Raw genomic sequence first — 15,010 nt, forward strand, 5'->3', positions numbered from 1 at the left:
GGCTTCGGGAACGCGGGCCTCGGGAACATGGGCAGCGGAAACATCGGCAACACCAACGTCGGCAACGGAAACCTGGGCAGCGGCAACGTCGGCAGCGGGAACCGGGGCGACTCCAACATGGGCGTCGGGAACCGCGGCAGCAACAACGTCGGCATCGCGAACACCGGCAACCACAACTTCGGCCTCGGCAATACGGGCAACAACGACATCGGCTTCGGGCTCACCGGCGACAACCAGATCGGCTTCGGCGCACTGAACTCGGGGACCGGAAACATCGGCTTCGGCAACTCGGGCACCGGCAACATCGGCTTCTTCAACTCGGGCACCGGAAACGTCGGCTTCTTCAACTCCGGCAACCACAGCTTCGGTGTCGAGAACTCGGGCAGCTTCAACACCGGCTTCACGAATTCGGGGCAGGGCAACACCGGCTTTTTGAACAGCGGTTTCAGCAACTTCGGGGTCGGCAACGGCGGGGCCAACAACATGGGGATGCTGAACGGCGGTTCCCAGAATTTCGGGATGGGGAACTCCGGCTTCCAGAACACCGGCAGCGGAAACGCGGGCTCTCTCAACACCGGCGACTTCAACGCGGGCTCCATCAATACCGGTTTGGGCAACTCGGGCGCCAGCAACACGGGCGGCTTCGACTCCGGGAACTTGAACACCGGCTTTGGCAGCACGGTCACCCCGGTCGGCGTCAAGAACTCCGGCTTCGGCACCACCGGCCTGGACTCGTCGGGCTTCTTCAACTCCGGCGGCGACACCTCCGGCTTCCAGAACACCGGACTCGCGTTCGAGTCGGGCTTCGGCAACTCGGGCAACGGCAACAACGCCGGGATCAACAACACGGGCAGCTTCCTGGCCGGCATCGGAAACACGGGGTTCGACAACATCGGCATCGGCAACTCGAACGTCTTCAACTCCGGAATTGGCAACTCCGGCAACGACGACTCGGGCTTCTTCAACAGGCGCGACGCGCAGGCGGGTTTCTTCCAATAAGGAGCTTCTTCCAAAAGGATTGTGATGTCAGACTTTTCGTTGTTGCCGCCGGAGATCAACTCGGCGCGGATGTACGCCGGCGCCGGGGCCGGACCGTTGTTCACGGCGGCGACGGCCTGGGACGGGTTGGCGGCCGACGTGCGGGCGTCGGCCTCGTCGTTTGACTCGGTGATCTCGGGTCTGATCGGCGGCCCGTGGTCGGGCCCGGCCTCCGAGGCGATGGTGCGCGCCGCGGCGCCGTACGCATCGTGGCTGTCGGAGTCGGCCGCACAGGCCGAGGCGGCGGCGGCGCAGGCGCGGGCGGCGGCGACGGCGTTCGAGGCGGCGCAGACCTTGACCGTGCATCCGGCCGCAGTCGCGGCCAATCGCACGCAACTGATGGCGTTGGTGGCGACCAACTTTCTGGGCCAGAACACGCCGGCGATCGCGGCCACCGAGTTCCACTACGGCCAGATGTGGGCCCAGGACGTCGCCGCGATGGCCGGCTACCACGCCGGGGCGATGTCGGTGGCGGCGGCGCTGACGCCGTTCGCGGCGCCGCCAATCAGCCTGGCAGGCTTGGTGTCTCCCGCCATGCAGGGAGCCGCGGATGTAGTGACCGCCTTGCAGTCGCTGCTTTCCGGGGCGCCGCTGCAGTCGCTGTCGTCGCTTGCGCAAGTCGCGACGCTGCCGATCAGCATGCTGATGTCACCGATCATGTCGCTGGCGCAGGGCGCGAACGCCGGCACCGCGGGGCTGGCCGATGCCACGGCGGTCGGCGCGGACGTCCCGAAGTTTGTCAGCAGCGCCGCCCCGGCGATGACACCGTTGGGCGGAGGAGCGGGCCTCGGGCCGGCCATGTCGGCGGGCTTGGGCAAGGCCCGGCTGGTGGGCTCGATGTCGGTGCCCCCGACATGGCAGGGATCGATGCCGGCCCGCGTGGTCAGCGCGGCCACGTCCGCGCTGGGCGGCGAAACGCCCGCCGCCGCGGCGGGAGTCGGGGCCGGCATGGGCGGCATGCCGATGATGCCGATGCCGATGGGCGGCATGGGCGCCGGAGCGCCCGCCGGGATGCTGGGCCGGGGCGGGGCGAGTCCGCATGTGCTGCAGTCGCGGCCCACCGTGGTGCCGCGTGTCGGGGTCGGATAGGGCGGGGGTGAGCGGCCGGGCTTTGCGGACTCGCCGCCGAACGTGATGCGGCGGCAAGTGATCAGACACCAACAATCAATTGGGAGACGTCCTGCGCTCCAAGGAGGATAGATATGACGGTGCGGGACGGCATGGCCAATGGTCATGGCGCCGTTGGTTACGTGTTGTCCTGCCTCGCACTGCTGTACGGGATCGGCTTCACCGGAAACGTCGCGGTTCCGCGAAGCATGGACCACGCGGTGGCGGCCCCCCGGGGCAACGCGATCCTGGTCGATCTGGCCCTGCTTGCCCTGTTCGTGCTTGCGCAGAGCGTCATCCGGGATCCGGGGCACAGCCGGTGGCTGTTCGCGAGCCTTGCGTTGTGCCCGCTGTACTGGCAATGGCGCACCCTGCCAACGGTCGTCTGGAACGTGCCATCGCCGGTGGGCCGGCTGGGCCTGCACGCCTTGTTCTGGCTGGCATGGGCGATCGTCGTGTTCGCAGCGATCGGCATCCGGCGCATCGCCTGCTTCGAGCTACGGATCCGGTGGTTCCTGTGGCGTGAAAAACGCAGTGCCAACCGGGGATTCGGCCAATGGCGGGCGTATTCGCCGGTGCGGCACCCGATCGTGGCGGGCTTGGTCGTCGCGCTGTGGGCTACGCCGGCGATGACGGCAGGGCACCTGCTCCTCGCGGCCGCCGCCACCGGCTATGTCGTGGTGGTCGTGCGGGAGGAAGAACACGTTTCGCGGCGACAGTCGGCGTTGATCACCACGGTCATCGGCGAGCTGTCGGGAACCGTGTTTCCCGCGCTGCGGCAGGCAACGGTCTTTTCGGGCCCCCCGTCAGCTTTGCATCGCCGCCGCAGCCGTCTCGGCCGACATCACCTCGGCCGCCGCGCGCTCGCCGGAGCGGATCGCGCCATCGATCCACCCGCACATGATCGCCGAGCTTTCCGTCCCGGCCCAGTGGACGCGACCACAGGGCTCGCGCAGGGTGTAGCCGAATTGCGTGAGCACCCCGGTCGGTGCGTGGCTGATCATCCCGCCACCGGAGTGGCGATCGGTAGTCCAGTTCTGCTCGTGGAAGTCCAGCGGCGCGTTCGCCTTGCCGCCGAACCGGTCGACGAGCTCGCCGATGAGCACCGCTTTGCGTTCGGTGTCGTCGAGCCGCGTCAGCCGGCGCGCCGCGGGCCCCTCGGTGATGATGCACATGATCCCGGGGTTGGGGGTGTCGGTGCAGGCGTCGATGGTGAGGGTGGCCGGGGACCCCGGGGCGGCCGACTGGCCGGACAGCCCGTCGGCCCGCCAGAAGGGTTCGTCGTAGACGACCGAGGTCTTGATGACGGCGCCGCCGGGCATGCGCCGGTGCAGAAACGCGCGGTCCACCGGCAGCATCGGCTCGTAGACGATCGAGTCGGCGATCGCCAAGGGGATCGCGACGATGACGCGCCGGGCCCGCACCGTCATTTTGTCCGCGGTGATCGTCACGCCGCCGGCGTCCTGGGTGATCTGCCGAACGGGCTGCGAAAGATGCAGCGTCGCACCGAGTTCCGCGGCGATCGGGCCGTAGATGGCGCCCATCCCGCCCACCGGCCGCGCGTCCTGGGCGCCGCCCTTGCCCGAGATGACGAAGGTGGCACCGCCCCCGGATGACCCCATCTGCGTCAGCACCCACAGCAGTGACGTCTCCGAGGCCGCCGACGTGTAGGTTCCGGCCAGGGCCATGTCCAGCATCTCCCGCGCCGGACGGGACATTGTGTTCTTGTCGAGCCATTCCCCCAGGCTGATCCGGTCCCACTCCTCGGCCTTCTTCGCCTCCCACGGCGCTTCGCGCGGAATCGTCTTGCACATCTGGTCCACCTCGAGCAGACCGGCGCCGAGGTTGGCCACCGCCCACGGGCTCATGCTCCACGGGATGGTGCCGCCGTAGCGGTGCTTCTTGCCGTCGACGATCATCATGGCGTCGCCGTCGTGGTTCTGCTTGTATTCGGGCACGCCGAATTCGGTCATGAGGGCGTGAATCCGGTCCTGCCCCGGGCCGACCCACGCGCCGCCGCGGTCGACCCACGACCCGTCCGGGCGATACTCGGTGAACGTCCGGCCGCCGACCCGGTCGCGCGCCTCCAGCAAGGCCACCGTTCGGCCCGCTCGTTGCAATCGCAGGGCGGCCGTCAAACCTGCGAATCCCGCGCCGACCACGCAGTAATCGACCTCCGACACGACAGGCTCCTTCACCTGGTCCGCCCCAGCAGCAAACTACACCGCTCGCGGTAGCGGCAGAAGTGTGTTCACCCGGAATTCGCGGGCGATTCAAAGCCATCCATCCGCCAGTGACGGCAAACCCCTTGTGGCCCTTGGCTACTCAGAGATGATGGGCCTGGTTGCCGCCGCGGCGTTTGGCGGTGTACATCGCGCTGTCTGCGACCTCGACGAGTTTCTCGATGAGCCCCGGGATGTCGAAAGTGCCCGTGGGCGGCAGGTCGGCGGTGGCCGTACCGACGCTGGCGGTCAATCCCTGAGGAAGCGCGGCGATCGCAGCGCCCAACCGCGCCGAAATTTCCTCGGCGTTCGGCGACGGACCGGTCGCGGCGACGAGGAACTCTTCGCCGCCCGCGCGACAGAGCACCGCCGTCGGCGGCAGCTGCTGCCGCAGCACGTCGGCGACAGCGATCAGCGCGCGGTCACCCGCGGCATGACCGAAGGTGTCGTTGATGCGTTTGAACGCATCGAGGTCGATCATGATCATCATCAGGTGGGTGTCGTCGGCGTCCGGATCGCCGAGCATCCGGGTGAGGGCGGCGATGAACCCTCGGCGATTGAAGAGCCCGGTCAGCGCGTCTTCGTCGGCGCGCACCGCGTAGGTCCCCAGGGCCCGCGACATCCCTCGCATCGCCAGCGGGAAGGACAGGTTGAGAATGGTGATCACCCAGAACGCGGCGAGCCCGGTCCCCAAGTCGAACTCGCGGGCCAGATGCGCCGCGGTCGCGACGGACACGGTGACCGCCAGGGCGGCGCTGAAGACCAGGAGCCTGTTGCCGTGGAAGAGGGCCACATAGCCGCTGTTGGTGGCCATCGCGCAGCAGCCGACGGCCGCCAGGGCGGCGGTCGACTGGGTCAGGCTCCATCCCGCGATGCACGTCGCGGCGACCACCCCGAAGATCTCCGATTGGACCCGGGTCGGCCAGTGCGTCAGCCAGAACACGCTCACCGCCACGACGAAGATCGCCGCCATTGCGTCGACCAGCACCACCTCGGCCGTCGGGTGACGCGCGCTGAGCATGGTGGTCACCGGGACGAGCGCCGATATCGACGAGATGGCCGCCAGGGTCCACTGGGCCGCGCGAAGCACTCCGCGCTCGCGCAAGATATCCGTAATCCAATCGAACTGGTCGGGCTGACCCAGCCACGACCCGAATCGGGGCACGCCGCGCACCTCCTTTCAGGAGATAGCTCAGTATCCAACAGCCATTGACGGCGCACATGTGCGAAATCGACGAACCTTGCGGGGTTCGGTGCGGCCGCGCCGCCAGCTTGCCTAGGGTGCGCAGCATGTTGGTGCATGTGGTGCGGGCGCGGCGCAGTGCCGAACACTTCCCCCGCAGCGAACACCTGGCGTGGAAGATCGCGCAGGTCGCGGCCGACCCGGTCGCCGTGCCCGCGGACACGGCGGCGATGGTGATCGACCGCATCATCGACAATGCCGCCGTTTCGGCCGCCTCGGTCATCCGTCGTCCGGTGGCGGCCGCGCGGGCTCAGGCCCTGGCGCACCGCGGACCGGGGCGCGGGGCGAAGGTGTTCGGCGTCGAGGGCGACTATTCGCCGGAATGGGCGGCCTGGGCCAACGGCGTCGCGGTGCGCGAGTTGGACTTCCATGACACGTTTCTTGCCGCCGACTACTCCCATCCGGGCGACAACATCCCCGCCCTGGTGGCCGTTGCCCAGCATCTCGGGATCGGTGGCGCGGACCTGATCCGGGGCATCGCCACCGGCTACGAGATCCAGATCGACCTGGTCAAGGGCATCTGCCTGCACGAACACCAGATCGATCACGTCGCACACCTGGGCCCGTCGGTGGCGGCGGGCCTGGGCGCCATGCTGCGTCTCGAACCGGAGACGATCTATCACGCGATCGGTCAGGCTCTGCACCTGACGACGGCGACGCGCCAGTCGCGCAAGGGCCTGATCTCCAGCTGGAAGGCCTTCGCTCCGGCCTGGGCCGGCAAGGTCGCGATCGAGGCCGTCGACCGCGCCATGCGCGGGGAAGGCTCACCCGCGCCGATCTGGGAGGGCGAGGACGGGGTGATCGCCCGGTTGCTCTCGGGTTTCGAGCGCAGCTATCACGTTCCGTTGCCGGAGCCGGGTGAGCCCAAGCGGGCCATCCTGGAGAGCTACACCAAGGAGCACTCGGCGGAGTATCAGTGCCAGGCCCTGATCGACCTGGCGCGCCGGGTGCGCGGCCGAATCGGCGACCCGGGCGAAGTCGCGACGATCGTGCTGCACACCAGCCATCACACCCACCACGTGATCGGCACCGGATCCAACGACCCGCAGAAGATGGACCCGGACGCGTCCCGGGAGACGCTCGACCACTCGGCGATGTACGTCTTCGCGGTCGCGTTGCAGGACGGCGCGTGGCATCACGAGCGGTCCTACGCGCCGCAGCGCGCGCACCGCCCCGACACCGTCGAGCTTTGGCACAAGATCTCCACCGTCGAGGATCCCGAATGGACCCGGCGCTACCACTCCGCCGATCCGGCGGAAAAGGCGTTCGGCGCCCGCGCGGTGATCACCATGAACAACGGCGACGTGATCATCGACGAGATCGCCTTCGCCGACGCGCATCCGTTGGGGGCCAGGCCGTTTGAGCGCCCGCAGTACATCGGGAAGTTCACCGGGCTGGCCGAGGGCGTCGTCGGCCACGCCGAGCGGCGGCGGTTCCTCTCGGCGGTCGACGCGCTTCCGGGCCTGCCGCCCGGCGCTCTGGGTGCGCTCAACATCACGGTCGGGCCGCATGTGCTCGACGCGGCGCCGACCATCCCGCCTGGGATCTTCTGACGGGCGGCGGACGGGCTTCGACATCGGGACCCCGACAGCGCATTTCGTGATGCGCCGGCGCATGCCGCCGGCTCAGCGAGTATGTCGGGCCGCCGCGACGCTCTATCGTGATTAGCGTGTTAGCGAAAGTCCTGGTCGCCAATCGCGGGGAGATCGCGATCCGCGCGTTCCGCGCGGCCTACGAACTGGAAATGGCCACCGTGGCGGTCTACCCGTACGAGGACCGCAACTCTGTGCATCGGTTGAAGGCCGACGAGTCGTACCAGATCGGTGAGCCGGGGCATCCGGTGCGGGCCTACCTTTCCATCGACGAGATCGTCGAGACGGCGCTGGCCTGCGGCGCGGACGCGATCTACCCCGGCTACGGCTTTCTGTCGGAAAACCCCGACCTGGCGGCGGCGTGCGCGGCGGCGGGTGTGACGTTCGTCGGCCCGAGGGCCGAGGTGTTGGAGCTGACGGGCAACAAGTCGCGGGCGATCGCGGCGGCGCGGGCGGCGGGCCTTCCGGTGCTGAGCTCATCGCCGCCCTCGACGTCGGTGGACGAGCTGGTGGCCGCCGCCGAGTCGATGGCGTTTCCGTTGTTCGTCAAGGCGGTCGCCGGTGGCGGCGGCCGGGGAATGCGGCGGGTCAGCGAGCCGTCGGGCCTGGCCGAGGCGATCGAGGCGGCCAGCCGCGAGGCCGAGTCCGCGTTCGGGGACGCCGCGGTGTTCCTCGAGCAGGCGGTGCTCAACCCGCGCCACATCGAAGTGCAGGTGCTGGCCGACAACCACGGCAACGTGATCCACCTCTACGAGCGGGACTGCAGCGTGCAGCGGCGGCACCAGAAGGTGATCGAAATCGCCCCGGCGCCCAACCTGGATCCCGAACTGCGCGAACGGATCTGCTCGGACGCGGTGGCCTTCGCGCGCAGCATCGGCTACACGTGTGCGGGCACAGTCGAATTCCTGCTCGACGAGCGCGGCAATCACGTGTTCATCGAGATGAACCCCCGCATCCAGGTCGAGCACACCGTCACCGAGGAGATCACCGACGTCGACCTGGTGTCGGCGCAGCTGCGGATCGCGGGCGGGCAGACCTTGGAAGACATTGGTTTGAGCCAAGATTCGATCACTCCGCACGGCGCGGCGCTGCAGTGCCGGATCACCACCGAGGATCCGGCCAACGGTTTCCGCCCGGACACCGGCCGCATCACCGCCTACCGCACCCCCGGCGGGGCGGGAATCCGGCTGGACGGCGGCACGACGCTGGGCGCCGAGATCAGCGCGCATTTCGACTCGATGCTGATCAAGCTGACGTGCCGAGGGCGCGACTTCGCGACGGCCGTGCGCCGGGCCAGGCGTGCGGTGGCGGAGTTCCGCATCCGCGGTGTCTCAACGAACATTCCGTTCCTGCAGGCGGTGCTGGACGACGAAGATTTCCAGGCCGGCCGTGTCACGACGTCGTTCATCGAGCAGCGGCCGCAGCTGCTCACCGCGCGCAGTTCGGCCGACCGCGGCACCAAGATCCTGAACTACCTTGCCGACGTCACGGTCAACAAGCCGCACGGTGAGCGTCCGTCCACGGTGTATCCCCACGACAAGCTGCCCGACATCGACCTGTCGGGGACCCCGCCCGCGGGCTCCAAGCAGCGCCTGGCCGAACTGGGGCCGGAGCGATTCGCGGCGTGGCTCCGCGAGTCGCGGCGCGTCGGCGTCACCGACACCACATTCCGCGACGCGCACCAGTCCTTGCTGGCCACCCGGGTCCGCACCAGCGGGCTGGTCAAGGTCGCGCCCTACATCGCGCGGATGATGCCGCAGCTGTTGTCGGTGGAATGCTGGGGCGGGGCGACATACGATGTGGCGCTGCGGTTTTTGAAGGAAGACCCCTGGGAGCGGTTGGCGGCGCTGCGCGAGGCGATGCCCAACATCTGTTTGCAGATGCTGCTGCGGGGCCGAAACACGGTGGGGTACACGCCTTATCCCGAAACCGTGACGGCGGCATTCGTCGAGGAGGCCACCGGCACGGGAATCGACATCTTCCGGATCTTCGACGCCCTGAACAACGTCGAATCGATGCGGCCGGCGATCGACGCCGTGCGGGAAACCGGGACGGCGGTGGCCGAGGTCGCGATGTCCTACACCGGCGATCTGAGCGATCCGTCCGAGAACCTCTACACGCTCGATTACTACTTGAAGCTCGCCGAGCAGATCGTCATGGCGGGCGCGCACGTGCTCGCGATCAAGGACATGGCGGGACTGCTTCGCGCGCCGGCCGCCACGACGCTGGTGTCCGCGCTCAGGGCGCGCTTCGACCTGCCGGTGCATGTGCATACGCACGACACGCCGGGCGGCCAACTCGCCACCTACGTGGCCGCCTGGCACGCGGGAGCGGACGCCGTCGACGGCGCCGCCGCACCGCTCGCGGGCACCACGAGCCAGCCGGCACTGTCGTCGATCGTGGCCGCCGCGGCCCACAGCGCCTACGACACCGGGTTGTCGCTGACCGCGGTGTGCGACCTGGAGCCGTACTGGGAGGCGCTGCGCAGGGTGTACGCGCCGTTCGAATCCGGGCTGCCGGCCCCGACCGGCCGGGTGTACCACCACGAGATCCCCGGCGGGCAGTTGTCGAACCTGCGGCAGCAGGCCATCGCGCTCGGCCTCGGGGACCGGTTCGAGGACATCGAAAACGCTTATGCCGGCGCCGATGCCATCCTCGGGCGCCTCGTCAAGGTCACCCCGTCGAGCAAGGTGGTCGGGGACTTGGCGCTGGCCCTGGTCGGGGCGGGCATCACCGCCCGGGACTTCGCCGACGACCCGGCGCGTTACGACATCCCGGACTCGGTCATCGGCTTCCTGCGCGGTGAACTCGGCGATCCGCCCGGGGGATGGCCGGAGCCCTTGCGCACCAAGGCATTACAGGGTCGCGGCCCGGCGAGGCCGGAGCAGCAGCTTTCGGCCGGCGATGAGTTGGCGCTGGCCGCGCCCGGCGCCGAGCGCCAGGCAACGCTGAATCGGCTGCTGTTCCCGGGGCCCACCAAGGAACTCGAGGACCACCGTGAGCGATACGGCGACACCTCCCGGCTGAGCGCCAATCAGTTCTTCTACGGGTTGCGGCAGGGCGACGAACACCGCGTCGAACTGGAGCGCGGTGTGGAGTTGCTGATCGGCCTGGAGGCGATCTCCGATCCCGACGAACGTGGCCTGCGCACCGTGATGTGCATCCTCAACGGGCAGTTGCGGCCGGTGTTGGTGCGCGACCGCAGCATCGCCGCCGACGTGCCCGCGGCCGAAAAGGCCGACCGCACCAACCCCGACCACATCGCGGCCCCCTTCGCCGGTGTCGTCACCGTCACCAGCGACGTGGGGGAGGAGGTCGAAGCCGGCCAGACGATCGCCACCATCGAAGCGATGAAGATGGAGGCCGCCGTCACCACTCCCAAAGCCGGGAAGGTCGCGCGGGTCGCGGTCGCCCAGACCGCCCAGGTCGAGGGCGGCGACCTCCTGGTGGTGATCAGCTGACGGCGCCGACGTCGATCAGGGCGTGGAAGTTCTCCTGGCGACTTGACGGTATCCGGCGCTTAACTCGCGGGCAAAGGATTCTTTGCCCCAACCCAAGCCGCGCGCCTAGAACGCGTTCTAATCTGTCAAACCATGGGATTTCTCAAACCCGACCTGCCCCAGCTCGACATGGCGGAGTGGAACAAGGGCACCCGCAGCGAGAAGATCCGTCCGATGGCCCGGCACTGGGCGGAGGTGGGCTTCGGCACGCCGGTCGCGCTGCACCTGTTCTACGTCCTGAAAATCCTGCTCTACATCCTGGGCGGCTGGCTGTTCGCCTCGGCCACGAGGGGACTGGGCGGATTCGCAGGCGTCGCGCACTGGTGGTCCGAGCCGATCGTCTTCGAGAAGGTCGTGCTCTACACGATGCTGTTCGAGGTGATCGGGCTGGGCTGCGGCTTCGGCCCGCTGAACAACCGCTTCTTCCCGCCGATGGGCTCGATCCTGTACTGGATGCGGTTCGGCACCATCCGACTGCCACCGTGGCCGGACCGCGTTCCGTTCACCAAGGGCACCGCCCGCAGGCCGGTGGACGTCTTCCTGTACGCGGCGCTGCTGGTGCTGACGCTGTGGGCGTTGTTCTCCGACGGCACCGGCCCGGTGCCGGAGCTGGGCACCAAAGTGGGGCTGCTGCCGACGTGGGAGATCGTGTGGATCCTGCTGATCCTCGCCGCGGCCGGGCTGCGCGACAAGGTGATCTTCCTGGCCGCCCGCGGGGAGGTGTATGCGGCGATGGCCGTGACCTTCCTGTTCGGCGGCCCCGACATGATCGTCGGGTCCAAGGTGGTGTTCCTGGTCATCTGGATGGGCGCGGCCACCTCGAAGCTCAACAAGCACTTCCCGTTCGTGATCTCCACGATGATGTCCAACAACCCGCTGGTGCGCCCCCGGTGGCTCAAGCGGCGCTTCTTCGAAAAGTTCCCCGACGACCTGCGGCCCGGGCGGCTGTCCCGGCTCCTGGCCCACGTCAGCACCGCCATCGAGATGCTGGTGCCACTGCCGCTGTTCTTCTGCCACGGCGGCTGGCCGACGACGGTGGCCGCGATCGTGATGGTGTGCTTCCACCTGGGCATCCTGGTGTCGATCCCGATGGGCGTGCCGCTGGAGTGGAACGTCTTCATGATCTTCGGCGTGCTGTCGTTGTTCGTCGCGCACGCCAACCTGGGGCTCAGCGACCTGAGGCATCCGGTGCTGGTCGCGATCCTGTTCGTCGTCATCGCCGGAATCGTCGTGCTGGGCAACATGTTTCCGCGCAAGATCTCGTTCCTGCCGGGCATGCGCTACTACGCCGGCAACTGGGACACCACGCTGTGGTGCATCAAGCCGTCGGCCAACGAGAAGATCGGCCGGGGCATCATTGCGATCGCCAGCATGCCGCAGGCCCAGCTGGAGCGGTTCTACGGCAGCCCGGAGGCCGCGCAGATCCCCATCTACATGGGGTATGCGTTCCGCGGGTTCAACACCCACGGCCGGGCCCTGTTCACGCTGGCCCACCGCGCCATGGCCGGGCACAACGAGGACGACTACGTCATCACCGACGGCGAGCGGATCTGCAGCACCGCGATCGGCTGGAACTTCGGCGACGGCCACATGCACAACGAGCAACTCATCACCGCCATGCAGCAGCGCTGCCACTTCGAGCCGGGTGAGGTGCGCGTCGTCCTGCTCGACGCGCAGCCCATCCACAAGCAGACCCAGGCCTACCGGCTGGTGGACGCCGCCACCGGCGAGTTCGAGCGCGGCATCGTGCGCGTCGCCGACATGGTGACCCGGCAGCCCTGGGCCGACGACGTGCCGGTCCAGGTGCTGTCGGAACCGGCCGACGTGCCGGCCGAAAGGCCGGAGTCGCCGCGAGCGTAACCGCGCTGCGAAATTTCGGTCCCAGAATCTCAGCGTGGTTACGCTCGCGCCAAAGCTAGGCGCTCGCCCGGACCTCCTGGGCCGCGGCGACCATGTTGCGCAGCGACGCGGTCACCTCGTCGGGGTTGCGGGTCTTCAGCCCGCAGTCCGGGTTGACCCAAAGCCGTTCCGGTGGCACGGCTCTCAGCGCGGCGCGTAGCGACTCGGCCATCTCGCCGGCGCTCGGTACCCGAGGCGAGTGGATGTCGTAGACGCCCGGGCCGACGCTGTTGGCGAAGCCGACGGAGTTCAGGTCGTCGAGCACCTCCATGTGCGAGCGGGCCGCCTCGAGGGACGTGACGTCGGCATCCAGGTCGGCGATGGCGCCGATCACCTCGCCGAATTCCGAATAGCACAGGTGGGTGTGGATCTGCGTCGAGTCGGCGACACCGGAGGTGGCCAGGCGGAAAGCCGCCACCGCCCAACGCAGGTAGTCCTCCTGCTGGGCGCGGCGCAGCGGCAGCAGCTCGCGCAGCGCCGGCTCGTCGACCTGGATCACCGCGATGCCTGCGGCCTGCAGGTCCACGGTCTCGTCGCGAATGGCCAGCGCCACCTGGTTCGCGGTGTCGGCCAGCGGCTGGTCGTCGCGGACGAACGACCAGGCCAAGATCGTGACCGGCCCGGTCAACATGCCCTTCACCGGCTTGTCGGTCAGGGACTGGGCGTAGCTGATCCACTCGACGGTCATCGGGTGGGTCCGCGCGACGTCACCGTAGAGGATCGGCGGGCGCACGCAGCGGCTGCCGTAGGACTGGACCCAGCCGTTCTGCGTGGCGAAGAAGCCCTCCAGCTGCTCGGCGAAGTACTGCACCATGTCGTTGCGCTCCGGCTCGCCGTGCACCAGCACGTCGAGGCCCAGTTGCTCCTGCAGGGCGATCACGTCGGCGATCTCCCTGCGCATCTTGGCGACATACTCGGCCTCGTCGATCTCACCCGCCCGAAACGCCGCGCGCGCCTTGCGGATTGCGGAGGTCTGGGGGTAGGAGCCGATGGTCGTGGTGGGCAGCGGCGGCAGGTGCAGCCGCGCCTCCTGGCTGGCGCGGCGCTGCTCCGCGTCCCCGCGGTGCGCCCCCGCCTCGAGGATCGAGTCGATGCGCGCCCGAATCTCACCGTTGTGCAGCCGCGGATCGCCCTTGCGCGACGCCACGGCGGAGTTGGACGCCGCGATCTCCTCGGCGACCGCGTCACGTCCCTCGCGCAGTGCGCGCGCGAGGGTGACCACCTCGCGGACCTTTTCGGCCCCGAACGCCAGCCAGCTGCGCAGGTTGTCGTCGAGACCGGTTTCGGGCTCCAGCGAATACGGCACGTGCAGGGTCGAGCACGACGTCGAAACCGCGACCGCGCCAGCCGAACCCAGCAGGGTGGTCAGCTTGCCCAGCGCCGCCTGCAGGTCGGTGCGCCACACGTTGCGCCCGTCGACGACGCCGGCGACGAGCAGCTTGCCGGACAGCTCCGGGATGCCCGCCACCGCGGTGTCCGCGCCGGCCACCAGGTCGACGCCGATGGCTTCGACGGGCGTGCGGGCCAGCCCCGCCAGCGATGCGCCCGGGTCGCCGAAGTAGGTGGCGACGTGGATGGCGGGCCGGTTGCTCACCGCGCCCAGCGCGTTGTACACCGCCTCGGCCAGCGCGGGCGAGTCGGGCGAGATGTCGGTGACCAGCGCGGGCTCGTCGAACTGCACCCATCGCGCCCCGCCGTCGGCGAGCCGGGCGAGCAGTTCCGCGTAGATCGGAACCAGCTCCTCCAGCCGCTCGATCGGCGCGCCGCCGCCGTTGACGGCCTTGCTCAGCAGCAGGAAGGTGATCGGGCCGATGACGACGGGCCGAGCGGGAATGCCCTGCGCGAAAGCCTCTTTCAGCTCCGAGAGCACCTTGTCGGGGTTGAGCGCGAACGTGGTCGCGGGCTCGATCTCGGGGACCAGGTAGTGGTAGTTCGTGTCGAACCACTTGGTCATCTCCAAGGGTGCGACGTCGGAGTTGCCGCGAGCGAGGGCGAAGTAGCGGTCCAGCTCGTCGGGGACATCGCCGGCCCGCGTCGGCAGCGCGCCGAGCATGACGGCCGTGTCGAGCATCTGGTCGTAGTAGGAGAAGGTGTTCACCGGGACCGAGTCCAGGCCTGCCGACGCCAGGTGAGACCACATGTCGCGGCGCAGCGAGGCGGCGACGGACTCCAAGTCCGCTCGGCTGGTGCGTCCGGCCCAGTAACCCTCGGTCGCGCGTTTGAGTTCGCGTTTCGGGCCGATGCGCGGGGAGCCGGTAACCGTTGCCGTGAAGGGTTGAGAGGTCACGATTTCGTCCTATCGATCGACGGGGCGCTCACCGCCGCGGACGCGCAGCCGATCCGAACACGGTGAACGCCTTCGGGTTACACCGCACCGGTACGGCCAAACGCCCATTCCACGAGGCGGTG

Annotated in this window: 7 protein-coding genes and 1 pseudogene; 5 read left to right on the top strand and 3 right to left on the bottom strand. The window is 68.7% G+C overall.

All coding sequences use genetic code 11. The features are described from left to right. Positions 1-999 (top strand): annotated as a pseudogene (locus A5705_RS24045) (hypothetical protein); the annotation flags it as partial. 21 nt (positions 1,000-1,020) lie between these two features. Further along, positions 1,021-2,127, top strand: coding sequence for a PPE family protein (locus tag A5705_RS24050; protein WP_067872042.1), 1,107 nt, complete (start codon positions 1,021-1,023; stop codon positions 2,125-2,127). 824 nt (positions 2,128-2,951) lie between these two features. Here A5705_RS24050 and A5705_RS24060 read toward each other — a convergent pair. Next, complete coding sequence (locus A5705_RS24060; protein WP_067872048.1) at positions 2,952-4,328, bottom strand: FAD-dependent oxidoreductase; 1,377 nt, start codon at positions 4,326-4,328, stop codon at positions 2,952-2,954. Positions 4,329-4,470: 142 nt separating this feature from the next. Then, positions 4,471-5,532, bottom strand: coding sequence for a diguanylate cyclase (locus A5705_RS24065; protein WP_156738204.1), 1,062 nt, complete (start codon positions 5,530-5,532; stop codon positions 4,471-4,473). Positions 5,533-5,657: 125 nt separating this feature from the next. Between A5705_RS24065 and prpD the strand changes: the two genes are divergently transcribed. The 3 genes from prpD (at position 5,658) to A5705_RS24080 (ending at position 12,562) form a co-directional block, all read left to right on the top strand. Continuing rightward, entirely contained in the window at positions 5,658-7,163 is a 1,506-nt protein-coding gene (prpD, locus tag A5705_RS24070) for a 2-methylcitrate dehydratase PrpD (protein WP_067872182.1), read from the top strand. Positions 7,164-7,279: 116 nt separating this feature from the next. Continuing rightward, positions 7,280-10,663 (top strand): pyruvate carboxylase, encoded by a 3,384-nt coding sequence (locus A5705_RS24075; protein ID WP_068280416.1) that lies wholly within the window; start codon positions 7,280-7,282, stop codon positions 10,661-10,663. Between the two features lie 132 nt (positions 10,664-10,795). After that, on the top strand, positions 10,796-12,562 hold the full coding sequence (locus tag A5705_RS24080; RefSeq protein ID WP_068280419.1) for a DUF3556 domain-containing protein: 1,767 nt from the start codon (positions 10,796-10,798) through the stop codon (positions 12,560-12,562). A gap of 55 nt (positions 12,563-12,617) precedes the next feature. On the opposite strand, the gene metE is transcribed toward A5705_RS24080, so the two are convergent. Further along, a complete protein-coding gene (gene metE, locus A5705_RS24085) occupies positions 12,618-14,888 on the bottom strand; it encodes a 5-methyltetrahydropteroyltriglutamate--homocysteine S-methyltransferase (protein ID WP_067872060.1) in 2,271 nt (756 codons plus the stop codon). Positions 14,889-15,010: the final 122 nt, after the last annotated feature.

It is taken from the genome of Mycobacterium sp. E787 (assembly GCF_001668725.1).
Lineage (GTDB): Bacteria > Actinomycetota > Actinomycetes > Mycobacteriales > Mycobacteriaceae > Mycobacterium.